We start from the raw sequence: 24,869 nt of genomic DNA, 5'->3' as shown, positions 1-24,869 counted from the left end.
GTTAACTCCGCTATAATGCGGACGTTTTCTGACTGTAGGTGATTCATGTCTGATATTCTGGAAAAAAGCCAGGCCCGCCAGCGTCTACGCTCACTGAGCGAAGCGCTGGATAGTGGTGCGCTTAAACAGGTCGCCCGTATTCTTAACGGCGGCCTGAGCCCCAGTGATATCGCCCACCTGCTTGAATCTTCGCCACCGCGCCAGCGTGCCCTGCTCTGGAACCTGGTAGACAAACAGCTGGAAGGCGATGTTCTCCAATACCTAAACGAGGATATACGTGCCGAATATCTGAGCCGGCTGAATGCGCAGGAACTGGCGGATATTATCGAGGACTTCGAGTCCGACGATCTGGCCGACCTTCTTCAGCAGCTACCAGATAAGGTGATCCAGGAAGTTCTGGACACCATGGACGAGCAGGACCGGCAGCGGGTTGAAGCAGTGCTTTCCTACCCGGAAGACACCGCCGGCGGCCTGATGAATACGGACACCATCACCGTACGCCCCGATATCAGCATTGACGTGGTATTGCGCTATCTGCGCTTGCACCGAGTACTGCCGCCGATGACTGATAGCCTGATTGTGGTGAGCCGGCGAGACGAGTTTATCGGCATGCTGCCCATCACTAAGATGCTCGTTTCCAGCCCAACCGCAACCGTGCGGGAAGTGATGGATACAGACATTGAACCCATCCCCGTCTCTTTGTCGGATACCAAGGTTGCGACGCTGTTCGAGCGGTACGATTTGATTTCTGCTCCGGTTGTAAACCCAGAAGGCCACCTTCTGGGCCGCATCACCATCGATGACGTGGTGGATGTTATCCGGGAAGATGCAGATCATTCGCTGATGAGCATGGCCGGCCTGGATGATGACGAAGACACCTTTGCGCCCGTCTGGAAGACAACCCGGCGCCGGGCAATCTGGCTAGGCGTGAATCTTCTCACCGCGTTCACAGCGTCTGGCGTGATTGGCCTGTTTGCAGACACCATCGAAAAAGTAGTTGCCCTGGCTGTCCTCATGCCCATTGTGGCTAGCATGGGGGGCATTGCAGGTAGCCAGACCCTTACTTTGGTCATCAGGGGCATGGCAGTAGGGCAAATCAGTGGGGCCAATGTGGGCTGGCTGCTGAACCGGGAGTTTCTTTCCGGTATTCTCAATGGCATGCTCTGGGCCGGAGTTGTAGCAGCCGCAGCCATGGCTTGGTTTCAGGATCTACTGATAGGCGCCATTATTGCCGCTGCGCTGATCATCAATCTTGTGGCTGCTGCGCTGGTGGGTACCGTGCTGCCGCTGTTCTTGAAATCACGTAACATCGACCCTGCCCTGGCTGGCAGCGTTATACTGACAACCGTCACAGATGTGGTCGGTTTTATGTCATTCCTCGGCCTTGCGACCATTTTTTACGCGTGACCGGACAAACCTGGATGTAAACCATGATCGACGACAACCAAGACGACACCCCGCAGTATTCCGGGCCAAGTAAATCCCAGCTCAAGCGAGACATGCACGCACTGCAAAACATTGGTAAGCGCATGATTGAGCTGAGCAACGACCAGCTTGATACGCTTACCATCAGCGACACCCTGAGAAGCGCTATTGAGGAATCCCGCCGGATTCGGCAAAATGAGGCCAAGCGCCGCCACTTGCAATACATTGGCAAGATTATCCGGCAAGAAGACAACCCGGATGGCGTGCTGCGGGCTATCGACGCGTTCGATTCAGGAAGTGAGGAACATACCCGTCGCCACCATCTGGCTGAACGTTGGCGCGACCGGATGATTACCGACGGCGACTCCGTAGCCGGCGAGTTTTTCAGCTACTGCCCCGGCGCCGATATACAGCACCTGCGCAATCTGGTTCGCAACGCCCGCAGAGATGTGGAAAAACAGAAAAACACCGGGCAAACCCGCAAGCTGTTCCGCTATCTGCGGGAGTGCGTTGACGAAGCCGAGGCCTAAGCCGTGTTAAGTTTGGCTAGTTACCGGTATCAAATACCCGCCTCAGATCCACGCTAGGCTCATCCCAGGTACCTGTTACGTTGTAGGTGGCGCTGGTTAGTTTACTCAGTGGGTCACCCAGTACCTTGTCCAGCACAAAAAGCGCTCCACCGATGGGAGCTCCGGCTCCCATCAACAATGCCGCCAGCGGCAGGTTCTGGGTCAGTGGCAAGACCACTACCAGGCGCATATCGAGAACCTCGTCTGTCAGATTGGTGCTGCCGCTAAGCTTGAAGGCACCTGAAGGCCCAACCACCTGAAGCTCGGGATCCATTGTCAGCAAGCCATCATCAAGACGCGCCTTGCCCGAGATGGCATCAAAGGCCACGCCGCGCTTATACAGATCTGAAAAATCCAGTTTGAGCCTGCGCCAGAGCGTATCGGCGTTGAGTAAATTGAAAATCCTGAACACTTGCGCACTGTTGTTACGCTCTAGGATAACGCCGTTATCCAAACGAAAACTGGCTTGCCCACTGAGGCGTGCAAGTTCAAATTCATCAGGGCGCCCAGGCCAATCCAGCTCAAGCTCTATGTCCGTCTGTTTATTGGAGAGCGGAATCTCCGCATCAAAAAGCTCGCCAAGATCCGCCAGCCCGCCACCGGCTATAGACCCGATAAACTGGCTGACTTCCCTATCATCGATAACACTCCAGGTCATGTCGCCCAGTAGTGTAAGCGATTTGAGCCGGCCCTCAATTCCGGTGACATTGAGTTTTTGGTGTTCAGGCCGCAAATGGAACGCCCAGCGCCCCAAACTGTCATCGTTGAGTTGTAGCTCTGATATAGCCACATCCACATCCGGCCAGCTTGCCATGTCCATCGCCCGGAAGGCTTCAAGTTGCTGCTCCAGGGTCAGCAGCTCTGGTGCGTCTTTTGCGCCGGCTTCATTTCGGACTAACCGGAGCACTTCAAAATCTGCCTTAACAAGGCTGCGATCGTTGGGTATGACAATCCGGCCAATAGCACGCTCTGAGTGGGTACTCAAAACCCAGCGGTCGCCAAGATCGAGGGCCTCAAGATCGATATTTGTCAGGGTCTGATCACCTAGGTATAGCTCCCCGAAGGTCAGTTCAACCCCAGAGTTCTTCCACAATAGATCAAAGGTTGCGCGATTTTCCCAAGTACCCGAAATACCTAAGCCACCTTCTGCTTCCGTATCTATTTCAGCCACCAGCGGTGTAAGTTGCCCTGCGTCTTTAGAAAAAGGCCCCGGCCAGTCAATGCCCAACCCTTCCAGGTTAGAGCGGATCGTTACCCGGGGAGTGCTGTCAGAAGCCACATCCAGTTGTGCTGAATAATTCACCGTTCCGCTAAGCCCATACCGGCTCTGTTGGGATGCACCGCCCTCGCGGGTTTCTGGGTCCGCCAGGCCAACTTGGCGAAACACCCCTGGCACAGGCAAAGTGCCAGTTTGCTGTATTCTGAGCGCCTCTGGCCCTCCTGCCGAACTCGAAGCGGGCTGGCTAAATATCACTCTGACCGGCTCGTCCAAAAAGCTGGCTTTCAAGGGCTCTCCGGAAAAACCGTTAACAGAATGATAGGTAAGGTCACCTGAAATACTGTCCCAGCGCAGATCAGCCTCGGGATAGCGTATTGAGCCATTATTTGTACGAACATTTGCCTGAACAACTGGCGTCACGCCATCCTTTAGAGACAAGTCGATCGCAAGATCCAGCTCGTAATCGCCGGCGTAATCAAGACGCCTGGCTTCTGCACCGGCCATGTCGCCAAAGGGGCTATTCTCCATCCAATAGGCCACGGCAGCGCCAGGCATGGGCGCAGACGCATCCACACGCACCCGTGCCCCACCCGGTTCTGGAACGACGGTTACAGTACTAGGGCTCAGGGACAAGCCGCCGGTTTTTCCTGCAGCTAGAGCCACCAGCGTGTCGCCGTTTTGTATATCCACACGCCCGCGAGCTCCGGTTACCTTTGGCCACTGATCATCATAACGAACGGTCCCATTTTCGAACTCATACCACATGGATGACACAAACGATCCTGAGGGAGCGTCTGTGCCAATCTGGCCATGGCCATAGTAAACGCCAGATGTGATATCAGCCTCGGTGATGGCTGTGGTGAGCCATTCATAGAGTTCGGCGTCCACAACCTTTTGTGGAACAAATTTGGCCAGCATGGATGCGTTGCCGTGTTCAACGCCCACACGGAGACCTAGATTATCCTCACCTTGCTCATCCAGTTTCAGATCGAAAGCGCCGACCATGTGGGTCTGCTTGCCATACCTTAGGCGTATGTCGTCTGAGTAAACTCGGGTAATGGGGCCGTCTAGCTGCCAAGCGACCGTCGCAGCCATCTCGGGCAACGGCCATTCACTGTTAAACAGTTCAGGGAAGCCCAGAGTTACCGGCTGCACGCCGGCGCGGGCTTGCACATACCCGGCGCTTTGATCAACATAAATAATACCCTGTACGCCGCTCACTGCAGGTGCACCATCATAGGCGGCAACGCCAACATCTTTAAGCCGACCCGAGAACTCAAAGCTGTTCTTGCCTCGCCCGGGGACACTAATTTTTACGCCATCCAGAAAACCCACCGGGCGATAGTCTTCCAGCGCGTCACTGGCGACCGGAGGCAGCAGCGGCAGCGCACCTACGAGGTTTCTTAGGGAGCGCAATGGCATAGCATCGGCGGTAATGGTAAACCCTTCCGGTTCGGGGAATAGCTTCAGGCTGAACGGTGAAACCTCGCCTCCATTCCAGGTCCAGGCCAGCTGCTGCAAATGCCACTCACCGATGGTTTCAGACCGATCGCCAGATTCTTCCGGCACCTCCATGACCGCATGATGACGACGCCAGCCAAACCGAGCACTGATATCTTCTAGTGGGGCCAGGGACTCGCCGGCAACGCCCAGTTGCAGATATGGGGTTCTTACGGTACCGCTTACCTGCTGTAAGATGCCTCCACGGAAGGTCAGCCAAGCTTCACCACCCAAATCAAACCCTTCTATCCGGATGTCTCGCCACTGGTATTCATCCACCAGCCCATCAAACAATCGACCGGAATCCACATCGAGGTACAACTGACCGCTAAAGTCACCGCGAAAGAAATGCTTGCCCACCAGTGTAAAACTGGCAAGCTGCTGAGTTGTTGCGGATCGCATAGCTCGCCCAGACGCTCGGAACAGGCCCTTGTGATAGACCAAATCAAGCTGGGGTATATCGAGGTGCCGAAGCTGGCCCTGGTTATCACGAATACCCAGGCTCACACGGGTCACTTTTATGTAGGGATCGGATAGCCACTTTCCGGCGACTTCAAGCCAGTACCGAAACCGAGCATCGAACGGCTCCGGAAAGTCGGCGCCCCGGACACCCACATCACCGCTATCCTTTTGATTCAGCGTCAACTCAAGCCCGTCGGCTTCGAAGTCCTCGAAGACAATCCTGAAACGCATCAGTGAAGCCAACGCGTCAAAACGGATAGTCAGATGCTGCAGGCTCATCACCTGCACCCCGGAATCCGGGTTGGTCACTTCGATATCTTGGGCGGTAAATGAAGGGTCCAGCCAGAACCATTGAGAGGAAAGGCTACCAATTCTGACGTCATGCCCCAGGCGGGCAGAAAGCTCTTGGGAAAGGTCGTCCCGAAACGCTTCCACATTCTGGGTAAGCTGCCGGCCAATTCCTGCATAAAGAGCAAACAGCACCAACACAACCAACAACAGCCACCATACAACGCCGGTCAAGAGCGCCATTATACGAATAGGCGGGCGCTCAGAGGAAGACATCTGGGGCGTTACTCCCTAGGTGCGTCGCCCCGGAATCAGAGCAAAACGACATCGTACTGCTCCTGGCTGTAGAATGGCTCGACTTGAAAACGGACGGCCTTTGCAATAAAGGTTTCAAGATCTGCCACATTGTCGGATTCTTCATCAACAAGGCGATCTACTACGCTTTGGGACGCCATCACCAGATAACTTTCGGCATCGTAAGCTCGGTTAACTCTCAAAATTTCCCTGAAAATTTCAAAGCACACAGTTTCACTGGTTTTAAGGAAACCTCGGCCATCGCAAATTGGGCAAGGCTCGCATAAAACTTGGCCAAGGCTTTCGGTGGTTCGCTTCCGGGTCATCTCTACAAGACCCAGCTCAGACACCCCGGTGATCTTCGTTTTGGCGTGATCTCGCTCGAGCATCTTCTCCAGCATCCGGTGCACCTGGCGCTGATGTTCCACATCGTCCATATCGATAAAGTCGATGATGATGATACCGCCAAGATTACGCAGACGCAGTTGGCGACTGATCGCCCTGGCTGCTTCCAAATTGGTTTTGAAAATGGTTTCTTCAAGATTTCGGTGGCCCACAAAGGCGCCAGTATTGATATCGATGGTGGTCATGGCTTCAGTCTGATCGATGATCACATAACCGCCAGACTTGAGCTGAACCTTACGGCTTAGCGCCTTCTGGATCTCATCCTCCACGGAGTAGAGATCAAAAATCGGGCGCTCGCCTGGGTAATACTCCACCTTGTCAGCGAACTCGGTTACAAACTCTCCAACGAACTCCATAACCCGCTGATGACTTTCACGACTGTCGATGCGAACTTTTTCTGTCTGTGGCCGAATAAGGTCACGAATGGTGCGGATAAACAGAGGCAAATCCTGGTACACGGCACCGGGCGCCTGCACCTTATCAATCCGCTCGTGAATAGACTGGCTAAGGTGATGCAGATAGTTCATATCGGCCATCAGCTCTTCTGCCGATGCAGCCTCTGCCGCCGTGCGGATAATATACCCACCCTGGACATCAGGATGCGCTGCGGCGCCTTCCTCAACGAGAGTTTTCAGCCGATTGCGTTCGGTTTCATCCTCAATTCTCTGGGAAATACCCACGTGCCGGACTTCAGGCATAAACACGAGATAACGAGATGGTATGGAAAGCTGAGTGGTGAGCCGAGCGCCTTTTGTACCGATAGGGTCTTTGGTTACCTGCACGATCAACGATTGACCTTCGCGCAGCAAAGTCCGAATATCCGGAACCGTTTTAGGGGAGTCGCCGGAATTAGACGGGCTGGACTGGCTTGAGACCACATCGGAGGCATGAATAAACGCCGCTCTCTCTAGGCCTATATCTACAAACGCTGCTTCCATACCGGGAAGCACACGTACAACTTTGCCTTTGTAGATATTTCCAACAATGCCTTTGCGACTGGCACGCTCAATATACGCTTCCTGCAGCATACCGTTCTCGACCAGCGCGACCCGGGTTTCAACCGGCGTGACGTTGATCAGGATCTCTTCGCTCATGTTTGGCTCTCCAGACTACTCGGCCAGTGTTTCCAGACAGGACAGCCGGCATCGGCCAGCAAGGCGGCTGTTTCCTGCAACGGCAGGCCCACAACAGCACTGTAGCTCCCCCTGAGTTCCTTCACAAAAATACCACCAAGGCCCTGAATTCCATAACTCCCGGCTTTATCCATCGGTTCGTCTGTGGCCACATAGGCTGCGATCTCATCTTCCTCTAGCTCGCGGAACGTAACGTTTGTGATCACCAGTCGAGATTCGCAGTGCCCGTCTTTCGCCAGCGCAATGGCCGTCATAACCTGATGGGCATTGCCAGACAGCCGGGCCAGCATAGCTCTGGCTTCGCTTTCATCATTTGGTTTGCCAAGAATGTCGTTACTCAGAACTACAGAGGTGTCCGAGCCCAGAACATGTTTACCGGGGAAATGGATCGCAACAGCAAGTGCTTTCTCCCGGGCCAGCCGTTCGACATAGTCACCCGGGGCTTCTGCCGCGCGCGGGGTTTCGTCAATATGGGCAGGCTGCACAGAAAACCGCACACCGATTTGCGCAAGCAGTTCTGACCGGCGCGGCGACGCCGAGGCAAGAATAATGGAGGTCATGGCTACCCCAGCTTCCGGTTGATGTTATCCATCAGTATGGAAAATACGGGCCATACCAGAGCGCTGGTCAGTGCTGGCCACAGATAGCTGAAACCGGCATCTTCGCCGCCAAACATCTGCTTAAGAAAGTGCACCAGCATCTGATTAATACCCAACAACAAAAAGACCATTAAGCACTGTTGTGGTATGGGATACATGCGCAGCCGCTGATGAACAGTGAGAACCAGAAACGCGATCAGACCCATCGCCAGAGCGTTAACACCCAGCGGCGTGGCCTCCAGCACGTCGAGTAGCAAACCAAGGCTCCACGCAAACACTATGCCGAACTGCGCTGGTGCACGGAATGTCCAGTAGAAAACCACCAAGCCAAGCCATTCAGGCCGAAACTCAAACCAACCCACGGGAAATAGGGAAATGCTCAGTACCAGCGACGCGATCACCGACAGCACAAATACCGGATAACTGATTACAGATAGCATCAGCCCTGTCCCTCCTGCGCCGGTTCGGTTGCCTGGATGTCATCGGCTGCTTCTGGCCCAGCGGGCGACTCCTCCTTTGGCGGGAACACAACCAAGACCAAGCGGCTCTGATTGAGTTTTGCTTTCGGGCGGGCCTGAATAGACACGAAAGGCTCCCCCGGTTCTTTGTTGATCAGGCTCACTTCTGCAACCGGATATCCCCGTGGGAAGCGTCCACCCAGTCCAGAACTGACCAGCAAATCCCCTTCTCGGATATCCGCTGTGTCTGGTACGTGAACCAAATCCAGAGTACCGGAATCGCCGGTGCCAAGAAGAATCGCGCGAAGCCCGTTGCGCACAACTTCTACTGGCACAGCATGGCTACTATCCGAAACAAGAAGAACACGGGAGGTAATCTGGCTGGTTTGCACCACCTGCCCCATCAGGCCATGGGCGTCGAGTATTGCCTGACCAACCTGCAGTCCGTCGCTGCGGCCTTTATTGATAATGATTTCGTGGGAATAGGGATCCGGCGACACACCCACCACTTCACTAACGATAACCCGGTCATCGAGCAATTCAGAGGAGTTCATCAGGCGGCGGAGTTCGTTGTTTTCAGAGGCCAGAGCAGCATACTTGAGGGCCCTGCGCTCGAGAATGAGCAAGCGGGCTTTCAGGACTTCGTTTTCCTGCTTCACGTCTTCGCGGGTGGTAAATAGCCCTGCCACCCAATTGTTGAGCTGCGAAGGCGCATTACCAAGCCAATAAACCGGCGTGAGGCCAGTTGCCAAGGTGCTGCGAACAGGGGTAACTCGGTCAAACTGCTGATCGGCAACGATTAACGCCGCCGATACAAGAATAACAAGTGCAAGCCTGAGGCCTGGCATTGGCCCCTGGACGAAAATAGTCTTAATGGTGATCCCTCCCCAAAGGATTATCCCTCCTGGGAGAACATTCCAATGCCGCCCCGGTCAATCACTTCCAGCGCCTTGCCGCCACCACGGGCAACACAGGTTAGCGGGTCTTCGGCGACGATTACCGGCAAACCGGTTTCTTCACTGATCAGTTTGTCCAGCCCGCGCAGCAGTGCACCGCCCCCGGTCAGCACGATACCGCGCTCGGCAATATCTGAGGCCAGTTCTGGTGGGGACTGCTCCAACGCACTTTTCACCGTTTGTACGATCTGCGCCAGAGATTCCTGGAGGGCGTCCAGAATTTCCTCGCTGTTGAGGGTGAAAGCACGGGGAACCCCTTCAGCCAGGTTACGACCACGCACGTCAATCTCGAGAATCTCCAACCCTTCATAGGCACAGCCGATTTCGTGCTTGATACGCTCGGCAGTGGTGTCACCAATCAGGCTGCCGTAATTACGGCGAACGTAGGTAACAATGGATTCGTCGAACTTGTCACCACCTACCCTTACGGAATCCGCGTAAACGATACCATTTAGGGAGATGATGGCGATTTCAGACGTGCCACCACCGATATCCACAATCATCGAGCCTGTGGCCTCTTCAACCGGCAGGCCTGCGCCAATTGCGGCGGCCATGGGCTCTTCGATCAGGAACACTTCCCGAGCACCGGCGCCCAAGGCAGATTCGCGGATGGCTTTGCGCTCTACCTGGGTAGATTTACTGGGCACACACACCAGAACCCTCGGGCTTGGAGTAATGAAGCTGTTCTCATGCACTTTGTGAATAAAGTGCTGGAGCATCTTTTCGGTTACCACAAAATCGGCGATTACGCCGTCTTTCATGGGGCGGATGGCGGTAATGTTGCCAGGGGTCCGGCCTAACATGCGTTTCGCCTCGGCACCAACAGCGGCAACCATTTTCTGGGAGTTACTGGTACGAATGGCTACAACGGACGGCTCGTTCAGCACAATCCCGCGGTCACGCACGAAAATAAGGGTGTTGGCGGTGCCCAGATCAATGGACAAATCGCTGGAGAATAAGCCTCGGAGTCTTTTAATCAACATTCGTGTAGTTTCAACCTAAGAGTTGCGGTTGCAGAAAGATGCGGCAACTTTAGCAGTGCCCCCCCGCTCAGGCAAGGCGCAGCCTGTTGCAAAGACAAATGAGACCGATCTTGGCATGAAGAATTGTTCATGCTCCTAAGGGCAACAATCCCGTATGGGACAGTTTTCGGGTTGACGCCAACCGTATGTTGAACTTTGCTTCACATTAAAGTCGCCCCTAAAACCTCGGATCCACCCCGTTCAACCCGCCAGAGTTGAGGCCCCAGTTGAGTACAACGAAAGTTAAAGTTAGCCCGCCACACGGCACCCGCACAGCCGCAATGGTTTGGCATTTGCTGTTAGCGTTGACGCTGCTGGTCACGGCGGGACTGCCCTCACTGGCCCTGGCCCAGCAAAACCAAGCCGAGCCGGCTGGCGCGATTACCTTGCAGCCAGGTGCCGAGAGTGACGCGCTGATCGCTGAGCGCATTGCTAGCATTTTCGCCCAGATTCCGCAGTTCGAGTCTTTACACATTAGCGTGAACAGCGGCGTAGTGGCACTGTCGGGGCAGGCTGCCAACGAAGCGCAAGCCCAGCGAGCACTAAAACTGGCCAATCGGGTGGAAGGCGCCATCGCCGTTGATGACAGAGTTGTGCGCACCTTAGACTTACAGGACAACCTTACCCCCCTGTGGGATTCGCTGCAAAACACCCTGCGCGGCTGGGTAAGAGCCCTACCACTATTGCTAGTGGCACTCAGTATTTTTCTCATTGTAGCGTTCGCTGGGCACCGATTGGCCGGCCACAACGGGCTTTGGGCACGGTTAACTGACAACCCGTTCCTCAATTACACACGCAATCCGCAGCGCCGCTTTGATTTCGTGCTGGGCGTAGATGCAGAAGACGACCCAGCCCACGCCATTCAGACCGGTCTGGCCGCTCTGCAGCAGCTGGACTGGGTACTGGAAGACCCGGAACCCAGCGGAATTATCGAATCCGTGGGCGATTCCAACATTGTCATCAGGTTTTTGGCCTGGATTGACCAGCGTGAATCCGACTACGGCAAAGCCCGCAGCCTTTCCATTCGCGCCGCCAAGAATGCTCTGGAAACCCAAGGGTTCACCTTACCAGAACCCATCTACCGACTGCGTTTCGACCAGACGGCGGCAACATTACTCACTACAGACTTACCTGAAATGCCAGCAAACGCCGAAAAACCTGATACAGGCACTCACACACCTTCACCCACGCCCAAGCGTCCGCCTCGCGATGATCTTAATGTACGTCCGGACACCCACATTTCCCGGCAAGTGCGTAAAGAACGCAGCGACGCCGCATCTGAAGACCTACTGGACGACACCCGGCCCATTGAATAGTTCGAGCAGCCTCAACCCTCCCGCTTAGCCGCGAATCTGTTACCATAACGGCCTTCATAAAACGCTGTTATACACTTTGGAGTCAACGTGACCATTTCCCGCGAAGACATTGAAAAAGTCGCCGTGCTGGCTCGTATTCGTCTCGACGAAGAGCAGATACCAGCACTGGAGAATGACCTAGGCAACATCCTTAGCTTGGTTGATCAGCTCAGCGCCGCCGATACAGATAACGTAGAGCCGCTGGCCCATCCGCTTGATGCGGTTCAGCGCTTGCGGGCCGACGAAGTGACCGAGAGCAACCAGCGGGAGGCCTTCCAAGCCATTGCTCCGGCCACCGAGAATGGCCTCTACCTTGTACCTCGCGTTATTGAGTGATCTGACGAATCCCTCCATCAGCCCACTATCAGGATTGAACATGCATAACAAATCCGTAGCAGAGCTTTCCCGCGAACTGGAAAGCGGCAAGATTTCAAGCGTGGAACTGACCCGTGAGTTCCTCGATCGCATCAAGGCTGAAGACAGCCAGTACAACAGTTTTATTACGATCACTGAAGATCGGGCCATGGCGGATGCCAAAGCCGCTGACGAACAACGTGCAGCAGGCAAGGCGAGTGTGTGGACAGGCGTACCTTTTGCCCACAAGGATATATTTTGCACCAACGGTGTTGCCACTACGTGCGGCTCGAAGATGCTGGCCAATTTTGTGCCGCCTTACGATGCAACCGTCACTGCCAACTTCCGTGCCGCCGGGGCTGTGTGCTTGGGCAAAACCAACATGGACGAATTTGCTATGGGTTCGTCTAACGAATCCAGCTTTTTCGGCCCAGTGACCAACCCTTGGGGGCTGGGCAACGGCGAAAAGCGTGTGCCAGGCGGATCTTCCGGTGGTTCAGCGGCTGCAATAGCAGCGCGCCTAGTGCCAGCGGCAACCGCCACAGATACCGGTGGCTCCATCCGCCAACCGGCCGCGCTGTGTGGCATTACCGGCCTAAAGCCAACCTATGGCCGGGTTTCTCGTTACGGCATGATTGCCTTCGCATCCAGCCTGGATCAGGGGGGTACCCTGGCACGCACCGCCGAAGACAATGCGCTGATGCTCAATGTAATGGCAGGGTTTGACCCGAAAGATTCTACCTCGGTGGATCGGGCCGTACCGGATTACACTGCTACTCTGAACGAGCCATTGAAAGGCTTGCGCGTGGGTCTGCCGAAGGAATACTTTTCGGACCAGCTCAACCCAGCGATGGAACAGCAGGTACGCAATGCGATAAAAGAGTACGAGAAACTCGGCGCTACCGTAAAAGAAGTCTCTCTGCCCCACGCCAACCTGGCCGTTGCGGCCTATTACGTGATCGCGCCAGCAGAAGCTTCCGCCAACCTTTCGCGATTTGATGGCGTGCGTTACGGCTATCGCTGTGAAGATCCGAAGGACTTGAACGACCTGTATACCCGCACCCGGGCCGAAGGCTTCGGAGGGGAAGTGAAGCGCCGCATTCTGGTAGGCTCCTACGCCCTTTCTGCTGGCTACTTTGATGCCTACTACCTCAAAGCGCAGAAGGTTCGCCGGCTAATTCAGCAGGATTTCATTAACGCGTTCAAGCAGGTGGATGTATTGATGAGCCCGGTTTCTCCCTCGCCGGCCTTTGTGCAGGGCGAGAAAATCAGCGACCCGGTCACTATGTATCTGGAAGATATCTTCACCATCGCTGTAAACCTTGCGGGTGTGCCAGCTATGTCTGTACCGGCGGGCTTTGTGGACGGTTTGCCAGTAGGCCTGCAGATTATCGGCAACTATTTTGAAGAAGCCCGTTTGCTGAACGCTGCCCATCAGTTCCAGCAGGTAACTGACTGGCACCAGACTCTTCCCCAGTAAGCCCGAACCAGGAGAACGTTTATGCAGTGGGATATTGTGATCGGGCTGGAAATTCATGTTCAGCTTGCCACCAAAACCAAGATTTTTTCCGGCTCTAGCACCGCTTTCGGCGCCGAGCCCAACACCCAGGCCAGCGCAGTTGACCTGGCTATGCCGGGCACCCTGCCTGTGCCCAACGAGCAGGCCTTTCGCTATGCGGTGATGTTTGGCCTGGCAGTGAACGCCGACATAGGCCGTCGCTCGGTGTTTGACCGTAAAAACTATTTCTACCCGGATTTGCCCAAGGGTTACCAAACCACGCAGCTGGACCACCCCATTGTGGGGCCCGGCTTTGTGGATGTTGATTTGGCAGATGGCAGCAGCAAGCGGGTGCGTATTCACCACGCTCACCTGGAAGAAGATGCAGGCAAGTCGCTGCACGAAGACTTTGACGGCATGACAGGCATCGACTTGAACCGCGCTGGCACGCCGTTGATTGAAATCGTTACCGAGCCAGACATGAACAGTGCGGAAGAAGCCGTTGCCTTCGCCAAAAAGCTGCACGCCCTGGTGTCTTCGATTGGCATCTGCGATGGCGACATGAGCCAAGGCTCCCTGCGCTTTGATGTGAACATTTCACTCAAACCCAAGGGCTCGAACGAACTTGGCACCCGCACCGAAACCAAAAACCTGAACTCTTTCCGCTTCATGGAGCAGGCCATTGCCCACGAAGTAGAACGGCAGATGGATATTCTGGAAGACGGCGGCAGAATCATTCAGGAAACCCGCCTCTACAATGGCGACCGGGACGAATCCCGGTCCATGCGCAGCAAGGAAGAGGCCAACGATTACCGCTACTTCCCTTGCCCGGATCTGTTGCCCGTGGTTATCGACGACGCCTTTATTGAAAGCGCTCGTGATTTGTTGCCGGAGCTACCAGATGATCGCAAAGCCCGATTCAAAGACCAATATGGCCTGAACGATTACGACGCCGGCCTGCTCAGTGCTGAAGCGCGCCTTGCAGCGTTTTTTGAAGAAACCGCCAGCCACGGAAAAGACGCTAAACTGGCTGCCAACTGGGTGTTGGGTGAGTTTTCTGCACGGCTGAACGCAGCAGAGAAAACGGTAGTGCAGGCACCTATTACCGGCACACAACTGGGCCAGCTGGTTGCACGCATTGCCGATAACACTGTGTCGTCATCCGGGGCGAAGAAAGTTTTGGAAGCTCTTTGGAGTGGCGAAAGTGAGAATGCCGATGCAGCTATCGAGTCACAGGGCCTGAAGCAGGTTTCGGATACCGGCGCGCTGGAGCAAATGGTGGATGAGGTGATCGCTGGCATGCCAGACCAAGTGGCTCAGTATCAGCAGGAGACCGACCCCAAGAAACAGAAAAAAATGCTTGGCGGCTTTATGGGGCCTTTAATGAAGGCCTCTAAAGGACAGGGTAATCCGAAACTGTTCAATGAAATTCTACTGAAAAGACTCAACGCCTAAGGAACATCTGCTCGAACTGGCGGATATTCTGCTGCACGTAATCAATAAATGCCCGCATGGCCGGCGTCGGATGCCGCGCCTGCGGGTACACCACACACCAGCTTCGCTTTAGCGGGAAGCCTTTAATATCGAGCACGTGAAGGCTTCCTAGAGCAAGTTCCGACAAAACCCCCAATTTAGGCAGCACTGCCACTCCAAGACCGGCTAAAACTGCGTGTTTTAAAGCATCATTGGAACCCAACTCTATACTTGGTTCCGCCCGCAAACGCTGATCCTGACAATGCAACTCCAGCGCCAACCGACTACCTGAACCACTTTCCCGCACCAGCAGACCACTATCCAGAAAATCCTGAGCAGTCACTTCTTGTTGTTGAAGCAGCGGATGACCATTAGGCACAACAGGCACCAGTTCGTTATCCAAAAATGGCAGTGAAGACAGCGGCCGTTCTGCCGGTACCATGCCCATAATAACCAAATCATCTGCGTTGTCGTTCAGCCGCTGTAGAGCGGTTGCCCGGTTAACAACAGCCACCGACACAGACACCTGAGGGTTCAGTTGCAGGAACGCACTCAGCATGTAAGGCACAACATATTGCGCGGTATTCACCGCAACCAGCCTCAACTCCCCGGCTACCTGCCCTTCCAATGCCGCCAGACTATTTTGCACCCGCTCTAACTCTCTAAATACCGAGCGCACACAACCAGCCATCTCCTCGCCCGCCGCCGTGCAATAAAGCTTGCGCCCCACATATTCAAACATGGGCATACCCACCGCTTGCTCCAGGTGGCGCACTTGGCTGCTAACAGCGGGTTGCGTAAGCCCCAGCAGTTCACCGGCCTTGCTGTAGCTCTTCAAATCATTCACGGCCTTAAACACCTGAAGCTGTCGAAAGGTCAGGCGGCTGGCCAGTTTTTGGATGCTAAGGGGCATTGAATGCGCTTCCTGCTTTATTCATAAGAGATTACTTATAGATAATCAAAATAATATCAATTTTTCGTGAAAGATCTATCCCGCTACCCTTTTTGTAATCTCAATTCAGGTTTTACGGCCTTAATTTGGGTTTTGTCACCTTCATCCGGGACAACGAAACGAGGAACCTCCCATGCTGAGGAAAGTGTTAATCGCCAACCGCGGCGAAATTGCTGTTCGCATTGTACGAGCCTGCGCAGAAATGGACATACGCTCGGTGGCCATCTACACCGAACCCGATCGCTACGGTTTGCATGTAAAGCGAGCCGACGAAGCCTATTCTCTGGGCGACGACCCGTTGGCCGGTTATCTCGACCCTGCCCGCATCGTAAACCTGGCAGTGGAAACTGGCTGTGACGCGATTCACCCAGGTTACGGCTTTTTGTCGGAAAACCCAGAGATTGCCAGATTGTGCGAGCAAAAAGGCGTCGCGTTCATCGGCCCCAGCTCCAAGATCATTCACGGCATGGGGGACAAGACCCAGGCTCGGGACAGCATGCGCGCTGCCGGCGTTCCCATCACACCTGGCTCCGATGGAAACCTGGAGAACCTGGAAGAAGCCTTAAAGCTCGCCAACGACATCGGCTATCCGGTGATGGTAAAAGCCACCTCTGGTGGCGGCGGTCGCGGCATTCGCCGTTGTGACACTCCGCAAGAATTAACTTCCCAGTACCCACGGGTTATTTCCGAAGCCACTAAAGCCTTTGGTTCCGCCGAAGTGTTCATGGAAAAGTGCATCGTGAACCCGCGCCACATAGAGGTGCAGATACTGGCCGACAGCCAGGGCAATGCCATCCACTTGTTTGAGCGCGACTGCTCTATACAGCGGCGCAACCAGAAGCTGATTGAAATCGCGCCCAGCCCACAGCTAACACCTGAACAGCGCCAGTATATCGGCGGCTTAGCCGTGAAAGCGGCCAAAGCCGTGGGTTACGAGAACGCCGGCACCGTGGAATTTTTGCTGTCTGGCAACGAAGTACACTTCATGGAGATGAACACCCGAATACAAGTGGAGCACACCATTACCGAAGCCATCACCGGTGTGGACGTTGTTCGTGAGCAGCTACGCATTGCCTCTGGCCTGCCCTTGAGCTATCGCCAAGAAGACATTCAGTACCGGGGCTACGCTCTGCAATTTCGCATCAATGCGGAAGATCCGAAGAACGATTTCCTCCCAAGTTTCGGGCGCATCACCCATTACTACGCACCCGGCGGGCCCGGCGTGCGGGTGGATACCGCCATTTACACAGGTTATGAAATCCCCCCCTACTACGACTCCATGTGTTTAAAACTGGTGGTGTGGGCACTCACCTGGGATGAGGTGATTGCTCGCGGCAAACGTGCACTAGACGACATGCGCCTGCACGGCATCAAAACCACCGCACAGTATTACCAGCAAATTCTGGATCACCCGGATTTTCGCAACGCTGATTTCAACACCAGTTTTGTGCCCGACCATCCCGAGCTGCTGAACTATTCAACCAAGCGTCACCCCAGTGAAACCGCACTCGCCATCGCTGCCACCATTGCAGCCCATGCCGGCTGGTAATCCGCAGGAGAATTGAATCATGAGCCAAGCAAAACGAATAGAAATCACCGACGTAGTCCTGCGCGACGCGCACCAATCGCTGATCGCCACCCGCATGCGCACGGAAGACATGCTGCCCATCTGCGACAAGCTGGATCAGGCCGGTTATTGGTCGCTGGAAGTCTGGGGCGGCGCCACCTTTGATGCCTGCGTGCGGTTTTTGAAAGAAGACCCATGGGAGCGGCTGCGCCAATTGCGCGAAGCCCTACCGAATACCCGCCTGCAAATGCTGCTTAGGGGCCAGAACCTTCTGGGCTATCGCCATTACGCAGACGACGTGGTGGAAGCCTTTGTCCAGAAGGCCGCCGACAATGGCATAGACGTATTCCGCGTGTTCGATGCACTGAACGACCTACGCAACATTGAAACCGCCATGAAAGCGGTCAAAAAAGCCGGCAAACACGCCCAGGGCACCATTTGTTACACCACCAGCCCGGTACACACCCCCGAGCTTTTCGTGAAGCAAGCCAAAGACATGCAGGCCATGGGCGCAGACTCCATAGCCATTAAAGACATGGCCGGGCTGCTAGCCCCCTACGCTACGTTTGATCTGGTTAAGGCTATCAAAGCGGAAGTGGACTTGCCGCTGGTGATCCACAGCCACGCAACCTCTGGCCTGGCACCCCTGTGCCAACTCAAAGCCATCGAGGCCGGGGCCGACCGCATTGATACGGCCATTTCATCGTTCTCCTCGGGCACCAGCCACCCGGCCACGGAATCCCAGGTAGCCGCACTAAAAGGCACAGATTACGACACCGGGCTAGATTTAACTCTGTTAAGCGAAATTGCCGACTACTTCCGCGAGGTGCGCAAAAAGTATCAGCAGTTTGAGAGCGAGTTTACCCGTGAGGATGTCTCGGTACAGATCAGCCAAGTACCAGGCGGCATGATGTCCAACCTGGCCAACCAGCTTAAAGAGCAAAACTCGCTGGATCGTATTCGGGAAGTGTTTGATGAAATTCCCCGGGTTCGGGAAGACCTGGGCTTTCCACCGCTGGTTACGCCTACCTCACAAATTGTGGGTACCCAAGCGGTGTACAACGTGCTGTCTGGACAGCGTTACAAAACTATCACTAACGAGGTAAAGCGTTACCTGCAGGGTGGCTACGGCCAGCCACCAGCGCCGGTGAACGCCGATGTGCGCAACAAAGCCATCGGTAGCGAGTCTGTGGATGATGGTCGCCCAGCCGATCAGCTCAGCCCAGAGATGAATCGATTGCGCAAAGACATCGGCGAACTGGCCACCACTGAGGAAGACGTTCTTACCTACGCCATGTTTCCTGATTTGGGCCGGGAATTCCTGCAGCAACGCAAAGATGGCACCCTGGCACCGGAACCCTTGCTGCCACCAGAGGCCAAATCCGGTGAACGCATGGGCACTGGCGTTGCGACTGAATTTCGCATTGAAGTCCATGGTGAAAGCTACGAAGTAGCGGTAACCGGCGCCGGCGATTCTGGTGCAGGTAAGCGCAAACTCTACCTATCGCTGGACGGCATGCCTGAAGAGGTCGTATTTGAACCCTTAAACGAATACGTTGCCGAAGGCAGTGGTAGCGGTCGCAAAAAGGCCACCACACCGGGGCATGTCAGCACCGCGATGCCCGGCAATGTGGTAGAGGTGCTGGTAAACGAAGGCGATACCGTAACCGCCGGCCAAGCGGTGCTGATCACGGAAGCCATGAAGATGGAAACAGAGGTTCATGCCAATATCGACGGCAAGGTAGAGGCTATTTATGTGGCCAAGGGCGACAGGGTAACCCCCGGTGAAGTCCTGGTCGAGATTGCCTGACTAGCAGGCAGTAGCAATAAGTCGCCTCTATAACCAGAGGCGACTTATTGCCGCAAAAGCCGAGCTGGGCGCGCGGCCAAAATTTTCTGACTTGAGTCAAAAATGTGAACCCTTGTTCAGTAGTATCTAAAAAATCTGCCATAATGTACGACACTAAAGTTGCTGATCATAAAACAAGCAACTACACTTTTGATCGCTTACACATTGTTCTAACACATTATTTAAACCTGAGACTGCCTCAATAGTACCCATAAGAGTGCCCATGACAGCTGCCACAGCGAAGCCAAACCTGCGCAACCAGCAACGCGCCGATGTTGTGAGTGATATCGTTATCGAGAAACCGGACGGTTGTCAGCTCATCTGTAAAATTGCCAATCTCTCTCGCACGGGCGTCATGCTCTCCTGCGATCAGGATACGGTTAGTCAATTAACGCCTAGCCTGAAAGTGCCAGCTCCGGGAAGCTTAACTGTCGTCAAAGCCCGCTTCTCTGTTCCAGTGGTCGCAACCCAGCCGGTATCCATAGTCGCCAGCGGAAATATCGTGCATTTGCGAAGAATGGCCAGGGACGAATTTCAGCTGGGTATCCAATTTTCAGATTTTGAGGACAATGGGTTTGATTATGTAGACACTTACGTACGCAAACTTCTGGCCGCCTTCCCGCAAACCTGAAGGCTAGCATGCGGCATAGCACACCGCTTTCATCTTCCAACCCTATCCTACTGTCGCTATATTGCTATAACTTAAAACTCTAGAAGCAGGCCTTCTTATAGCCTTATCGCCTCTGATATAGTTGCCCCTTCAATTTGCATGCCTTCAAGGCCCGCTGCGGCAACGGATTATCATGACCACATACAACCTTACGCATCTGAAACAACTGGAAGCGGAAAGCATCCATATCATCCGAGAAGTGGCCGCCGAGTTTGATAACCCGGTGATGCTCTACTCTATTGGTAAAGATTCGGCAGTTATGCTGCACCTTGCCCGCAAGGCTTTCCATCCAGGTAAGCCCCCCTTCCCCCTGATGCACGTGGACACCACCTGGAAGTTCCGGGACATGATTGATTTTCGGGATCGCAAGATAAAAGAATACGGCCTGGATCTGATCGTGCACACCAATCAGGATGGTGTGGACCAAGGCATTGGGCCATTTTCCCACGGCAGCGCAAAACACACAGATGTGATGAAAACCCAAGCGCTTAAACAGGCCCTGGACAAATACGGGTTTGATGCCGCCTTTGGTGGCGCCCGCCGGGATGAGGAGAAATCTCGAGCCAAGGAACGAGTCTATTCCTTCCGTGATGAATATCACCGCTGGGACCCCAAGAATCAGCGCCCGGAACTATGGAACACATACAACGGCAAGGTGAACAAGGGCGAGAGCATTCGCGTGTTTCCGCTCTCCAACTGGACTGAGTTGGATATCTGGCAGTACATCTATTTGGAAAACATCGAAATCGTTCCGCTTTATTACTCGGCCGTACGCCCAGTGGTTGATCGAGACGGTTCATTGATTATGGTGGACGACGATCGCATGCCGCTAAAAGCGGGCGAAAAGCCGATGATGAAATCCATCCGTTTTCGCACTCTTGGGTGCTACCCGCTAACCGGCGCCATTGAATCCGAGGCGGACACATTGCCCGAGATCATTCAAGAAATGCTGCTAGCCACCAGCTCAGAACGACAAGGCCGCGTGATCGATCACGATTCGGCTGGCTCCATGGAACAGAAAAAGCGGGAAGGGTACTTCTGATATGTCACATCAATCTGATCTCATCGCCGACGACATCCAGGCTTACCTAAAGCAACACGAAAACAAAGAACTGCTGCGCCTGCTGACCTGTGGCAGCGTCGACGACGGCAAAAGCACGCTGATCGGCCGCCTGCTGCACGACACAAAGATGATCTACGAAGATCATATGGCGAGCCTGAAAACCGACAGTGCCAAAATGGGCACCACGGGCGAAAAGCTCGACCTTGCCCTGCTGGTTGATGGTTTGCAGGCCGAGCGTGAGCAAGGCATTACCATTGATGTCGCCTACCGCTACTTCTCTACCGATAAGCGTAAGTTCATCATTGCGGACACGCCAGGGCACGAGCAGTATACTCGCAACATGGCCACTGGCGCCTCCACAGCCCAAGTCGCCATTCTAATGATCGACGCCCGCCGTGGCGTACTTACCCAAACCCGCCGGCATTCATACATCGCCTCGCTGCTGGGTATTCGGCATATTGTGGTAGCCGTGAACAAGATGGATTTGGTGGACTTCAGCGAAGACCGTTTCAACGAAATTCGCGAGGAATACTTGGCCTTCGCCGCCAAGCTCGGGCTGACCGACATCCGGTTTGTGCCAATTTCTGCCCTGGAAGGCGACAACGTGGTTAATCGCAGCGAGCACACCCCCTGGTTCAACGGCCAGCCGCTGATGGAAATCCTCGAAACCGTAGAGGTAAACCGCGATAAGAACCTGGAGCATTTCCGGTTCCCTGTGCAGTACGTGACCCGCCCCAACCTGAATTTCCGCGGCTTCTGCGGCACCATTGCCTCTGGCGTGATCCGCCCGGGCGACAAGGTAATGGCCCTGCCGTCGCGGCGCACCAGTACCATCAAGGAAGTGGTCACGTTCGATGGCAATCTGGATGAAGCCTATATTGATCAAGCGGTAACGCTTACGCTCGCGGACGAGATTGACCTCAGCCGCGGCGACATGCTGGTAAAACCAGAAGACGAGCCAGAAGTGGGCAATCGCTTCAAGGCGAATATTGTTTGGATGACGGACGCACCTCTGCAAACCGGCCGTTTGTATGATATTAAACTTGGCCCCACTTTCACATCTGGCACGGTTCGGAAGATCCACTACCAGACCGACGTAAATACGCTGGAGCAACACGCTAACCCGGATCTGCTGCAAGTAAATGAGATCGGTTTGTGTGATCTAACCCTGAGCCAGCCGATTGCATTTGATGCCTACCAGCGCAACCACGCCACGGGCAGTTTTATTGTGATCGACAGGCTGACCAACGTAACCGTTGGCGCGGGCATGATTGATGGATTAGCTGAAACGACAGGCACTTTGGAGCCGGTGAGCCCGGAGGAGCGTGAGCGCAGGTTGGCGCAGAAGCCGACAATCATTGGCTGCTCCGGATCGCAGGCCCCCGCTCTTGCACTGGCCGTTGAGCGTGCTTTGTTCGATCAAGGCAAAACAGCGGTTATTCTGAGTGAAGATAATGCTGGCAACACAGACGACCGTCGACGCACCGCGCAACTGCTGACAGCTTATGGGTTGATTGCCATTGCGGTGAACCTGGGCTCTGACGTTGCTAACGTTTCGATAGCTTCGGATAAAACGGAAGAAGTCTCCGGGGTTGCTGCAGCACTGGTGCAAGAGTTAGTTCGCAACAAGCGAGTGTAAATTAAGCAGAATCCTTTCGCTTTAAAGCAGCCCTATCGCTGTGACCGAGGCCAAGGGGTGGGGGTGTCTTTTCTGCCGGAAAAAGATGTCTGAGCGCAGCGAGTTGCTTTTTCCAGAAGAAAAGACACCCCCGCTCCTTGGCTACCTCCCAACAAGACCATTCGCTTTTTAACCGTGAATATATCGCTCGTCCGTGGCAGAATCTGTGGCCCTGAAGTTAGCTCTTCGGGGCTTTTTTGTTTCTTCATTCTAGGGTTTCTCTGTTTATGGCCATCAAACATTTACGCACCGCTTTTGCTAGTCAATACCAGCCTGGGCAGCCTGCCCGCCTTCAGAGCGGTGAAGCCTTGCAGGAGCCGGGTGGCGATTATGAGGCGTTGCACAAACAGATGAAGCGACTGTTTAACAGCAAGCCGGGTAAGAAGTACGGGCGGTTTTCGGATGATATTGGCGAGAGCCCGTTTGCAAGTTGGCTGAAGGACTACCTTGAGGACAAGCAAAGCTTTGCGTCTTTCACTGACCGGCTGTTTGGGCAGTGGCAGGAACTGCTATCTGGTGCTCAGGAGGAGTTTCAGGGGCAGCTGATGGTTGTTCATGAGACCTTGGCAGATTCGGATGTTGTTTATTTGCTGATTATGGAGAGCGACGGCGCCCTGCGCTTTGATGGTGCTCAGGCGCTGGATACGACGGATGTGCTTAGTATGTCGCGCTTAAATCTGGCCATGCGGGTTGAGCTGGATGATTGGCTGGGGGATAACGCGGCTGAGAATTATCTTACGTTGGTTCATGCCCGTGGCACCGGCGACCCTGGGGAATTGTTTATTCGGCTGTGTGGTTTTACCAATCAGGTGGATGTGGAGAAGGAAACGCTGACATTTTTGGATGCGGTGGAGGCTTTTGCGAAGTCTTCTGAACCGGAGAAGGCTGGAGAGGTGCGCACCCGGGCTTATGAGTTTTGCAAGGAGCAGCATGCTTTGGGTGAACCGGTTGCCATTGAGGCGTTGTCTGGCTATTTGGATGAAGAGCAGCCGGAACGTTTTAAGGACTTTGCGAGTAAATCCGAGGAGATGCCGGAGAGCGGCGTGCTGCACCCGGATCATCGGAAGGTGAAAAAGTTGGTGCGTATTGCTGGGTCTGGCGGCGGTATGAGTGTTTCTTTTTCTTCGGATTTGGTGAACCAGGCGATCTATTATGATCGCGATACGGATGCGCTTACGATTACCCGGTTGCCTAAGGCTTTGCGGGAACAGTTGGAGCGGTATCTTGAGAATCGGGGGGACTAACTCCCTTCTTGGGCGGGCGGCTCGAGCCTCGTTTGCCTGAGGCTTGTGAGGCAGGCTCCGCGGCGTCGCGAGGCTTTCTTCTGGAAAAAGCAACTCGCTGCGCTCAGACACCTTTTTCCGGCAGAAAGCCTCACCACACCCCGGGCCGATCTGACGTTTCGGGTTTAACTTGAATTTCATGTATTTTTGGGCTCTTTATTCGTGAATGTATTTGCGGTTCGTGGCATGCTTTTATTCGGCTGCATTGTAAAAAGGGGGAGTTATGCAGAATATCGATCGGATGACTGACCTTGAAAAAGTTCATGCTATGGAACAGCTTTGGGAATCTCTCACGCGCGACGAGAGCCTGCCAGAACCACCAGAGTGGCACCGAGGCGAGCTGCAGAGGCGCACGGCGAAAATTCAGGAAGGCAAGGTAAACTATACAAATCTGGACGAACTGAAGGAGCGCAGCGCTCAGGGATGAAGCATCGAAAGGTCAGGCTCACGGATGAAGCCTTAGCGGATTTCAACTCTGCCATTCATTTCTACGAAAAGCTTGTTGCTGGCCTGGGGCAATATTTTTCCAGCGCAATTATCACAGATCTTGAAGCTCTCGAGTTTTTCGGTGGCATCCACCAACAAAAGCTGGGGTATTATTGCTGCCCTTCAAAGCGTTTTCCTTTTCTGATTTATTACGACATCAACGAAGAAGAAGTCTCCGTTATCGCGATTCTGGATACGCGGGCTAATCCTGACAAAAGGAAAAAGAGACTGCACTCCTAAAGCTCGGGGAAGTGGTTGGGAAGAGGCCTTCCAAAAATGTGGAGCGCCAGGGATGGCGCGACCAAGCCCTA

General features: G+C 54.4%; 21 protein-coding genes. 14 read left to right on the top strand and 7 right to left on the bottom strand.

The window, feature by feature from the left end:
- The first annotated feature begins 45 nt into the window (after positions 1-45).
- Positions 46-1,407 (top strand): magnesium transporter, encoded by a 1,362-nt coding sequence (gene mgtE, locus ACTH3S_RS04280; RefSeq protein WP_441807787.1) that lies wholly within the window; start codon positions 46-48, stop codon positions 1,405-1,407.
- Positions 1,408-1,430: 23 nt separating this feature from the next.
- Positions 1,431-1,955 (top strand): ribosome biogenesis factor YjgA, encoded by a 525-nt coding sequence (yjgA, locus tag ACTH3S_RS04275; protein ID WP_441807786.1) that lies wholly within the window; start codon positions 1,431-1,433, stop codon positions 1,953-1,955.
- Between the two features lie 16 nt (positions 1,956-1,971).
- Here the strand turns inward: yjgA and ACTH3S_RS04270 are convergent, their stop codons facing one another.
- From ACTH3S_RS04270 to ACTH3S_RS04245, 6 genes are read right to left on the bottom strand one after another with little or no spacing between them, the layout of a single operon-like run.
- On the bottom strand, positions 1,972-5,739 hold the full coding sequence (locus tag ACTH3S_RS04270) for a YhdP family phospholipid transporter (protein WP_441807785.1): 3,768 nt from the start codon (positions 5,737-5,739) through the stop codon (positions 1,972-1,974).
- Positions 5,740-5,774: 35 nt separating this feature from the next.
- Positions 5,775-7,256 carry a ribonuclease G gene (rng, locus tag ACTH3S_RS04265; RefSeq protein WP_441807784.1) on the bottom strand — a complete coding sequence of 494 codons (1,482 nt, stop codon included), beginning with the start codon at positions 7,254-7,256 and terminating at the stop codon, positions 5,775-5,777.
- Entirely contained in the window at positions 7,253-7,855 is a 603-nt protein-coding gene (locus ACTH3S_RS04260) for a Maf family protein (RefSeq protein WP_441807783.1), read from the bottom strand. The genes rng and ACTH3S_RS04260 overlap by 4 nt, the downstream gene beginning before the upstream one ends.
- A gap of 2 nt (positions 7,856-7,857) precedes the next feature.
- On the bottom strand, positions 7,858-8,334 hold the full coding sequence (gene mreD / locus ACTH3S_RS04255) for a rod shape-determining protein MreD (protein WP_441807782.1): 477 nt from the start codon (positions 8,332-8,334) through the stop codon (positions 7,858-7,860).
- Positions 8,334-9,218, bottom strand: a complete 885-nt coding sequence (gene mreC, locus ACTH3S_RS04250) for a rod shape-determining protein MreC (protein ID WP_441807827.1) — start codon at positions 9,216-9,218, stop codon at positions 8,334-8,336. Before mreC ends, mreD begins: the two co-directional genes overlap by 1 nt.
- A 29-nt stretch (positions 9,219-9,247) precedes the next feature.
- Positions 9,248-10,288: a rod shape-determining protein gene (locus ACTH3S_RS04245; RefSeq protein ID WP_441807826.1), complete on the bottom strand. Its 1,041-nt coding sequence runs from the start codon at positions 10,286-10,288 to the stop codon at positions 9,248-9,250.
- Between the two features lie 269 nt (positions 10,289-10,557).
- Here ACTH3S_RS04245 and ACTH3S_RS04240 point away from each other — a divergent pair, with 269 nt between their 5' ends.
- From ACTH3S_RS04240 to gatB, 4 genes are all read left to right on the top strand, one after another.
- Complete coding sequence (locus tag ACTH3S_RS04240; RefSeq protein ID WP_441807781.1) at positions 10,558-11,646, top strand: BON domain-containing protein; 1,089 nt, start codon at positions 10,558-10,560, stop codon at positions 11,644-11,646.
- An 87-nt stretch (positions 11,647-11,733) separates the two neighbouring features.
- Complete coding sequence (gatC, locus tag ACTH3S_RS04235) at positions 11,734-12,021, top strand: Asp-tRNA(Asn)/Glu-tRNA(Gln) amidotransferase subunit GatC (RefSeq protein ID WP_441807780.1); 288 nt, start codon at positions 11,734-11,736, stop codon at positions 12,019-12,021.
- A gap of 40 nt (positions 12,022-12,061) precedes the next feature.
- Positions 12,062-13,519: an Asp-tRNA(Asn)/Glu-tRNA(Gln) amidotransferase subunit GatA gene (gatA, locus tag ACTH3S_RS04230; protein WP_441807779.1), complete on the top strand. Its 1,458-nt coding sequence runs from the start codon at positions 12,062-12,064 to the stop codon at positions 13,517-13,519.
- A 21-nt stretch (positions 13,520-13,540) separates the two neighbouring features.
- Complete coding sequence (gatB, locus tag ACTH3S_RS04225; protein ID WP_441807778.1) at positions 13,541-14,992, top strand: Asp-tRNA(Asn)/Glu-tRNA(Gln) amidotransferase subunit GatB; 1,452 nt, start codon at positions 13,541-13,543, stop codon at positions 14,990-14,992.
- On the opposite strand, the gene ACTH3S_RS04220 is transcribed toward gatB, so the two are convergent.
- Positions 14,982-15,923, bottom strand: coding sequence for a LysR family transcriptional regulator (locus ACTH3S_RS04220; protein ID WP_441807777.1), 942 nt, complete (start codon positions 15,921-15,923; stop codon positions 14,982-14,984). The two genes, gatB and ACTH3S_RS04220, sit on opposite strands and share 11 nt — an antisense overlap.
- A 172-nt stretch (positions 15,924-16,095) precedes the next feature.
- Between ACTH3S_RS04220 and ACTH3S_RS04215 the strand changes: the two genes are divergently transcribed.
- From ACTH3S_RS04215 to ACTH3S_RS04180, 8 genes are all read left to right on the top strand, one after another.
- Positions 16,096-17,511: an acetyl-CoA carboxylase biotin carboxylase subunit gene (locus ACTH3S_RS04215; RefSeq protein ID WP_441807776.1), complete on the top strand. Its 1,416-nt coding sequence runs from the start codon at positions 16,096-16,098 to the stop codon at positions 17,509-17,511.
- A 19-nt stretch (positions 17,512-17,530) separates the two neighbouring features.
- Entirely contained in the window at positions 17,531-19,339 is a 1,809-nt protein-coding gene (gene oadA / locus ACTH3S_RS04210) for a sodium-extruding oxaloacetate decarboxylase subunit alpha (protein ID WP_441807775.1), read from the top strand.
- Positions 19,340-19,601: 262 nt separating this feature from the next.
- A complete protein-coding gene (locus ACTH3S_RS04205) occupies positions 19,602-20,009 on the top strand; it encodes a PilZ domain-containing protein (protein WP_441807774.1) in 408 nt (135 codons plus the stop codon).
- 172 nt (positions 20,010-20,181) lie between these two features.
- Positions 20,182-21,090: a sulfate adenylyltransferase subunit CysD gene (cysD, locus tag ACTH3S_RS04200; RefSeq protein ID WP_441807773.1), complete on the top strand. Its 909-nt coding sequence runs from the start codon at positions 20,182-20,184 to the stop codon at positions 21,088-21,090.
- Position 21,091: 1 nt separating this feature from the next.
- Positions 21,092-22,750, top strand: a complete 1,659-nt coding sequence (cysN, locus tag ACTH3S_RS04195) for a sulfate adenylyltransferase subunit CysN (RefSeq protein WP_441807772.1) — start codon at positions 21,092-21,094, stop codon at positions 22,748-22,750.
- Between the two features lie 266 nt (positions 22,751-23,016).
- A complete protein-coding gene (locus tag ACTH3S_RS04190; RefSeq protein WP_441807771.1) occupies positions 23,017-24,033 on the top strand; it encodes a nucleoid-associated protein in 1,017 nt (338 codons plus the stop codon).
- A 262-nt stretch (positions 24,034-24,295) separates the two neighbouring features.
- Positions 24,296-24,499 carry an addiction module protein gene (locus ACTH3S_RS04185; RefSeq protein ID WP_441807770.1) on the top strand — a complete coding sequence of 68 codons (204 nt, stop codon included), beginning with the start codon at positions 24,296-24,298 and terminating at the stop codon, positions 24,497-24,499.
- Positions 24,496-24,798, top strand: a complete 303-nt coding sequence (locus ACTH3S_RS04180; RefSeq protein ID WP_441807769.1) for a type II toxin-antitoxin system RelE/ParE family toxin — start codon at positions 24,496-24,498, stop codon at positions 24,796-24,798. Before ACTH3S_RS04185 ends, ACTH3S_RS04180 begins: the two co-directional genes overlap by 4 nt.
- Positions 24,799-24,869: the final 71 nt, after the last annotated feature.

This window comes from Marinobacter sp. (genome assembly GCF_052094685.1).
Classification (GTDB): Bacteria; Pseudomonadota; Gammaproteobacteria; order Pseudomonadales; family Oleiphilaceae; genus Marinobacter.
Note: the sequence above shows the minus strand (reverse complement) of the source record. Positions and strands in the feature narration are given on the sequence as shown.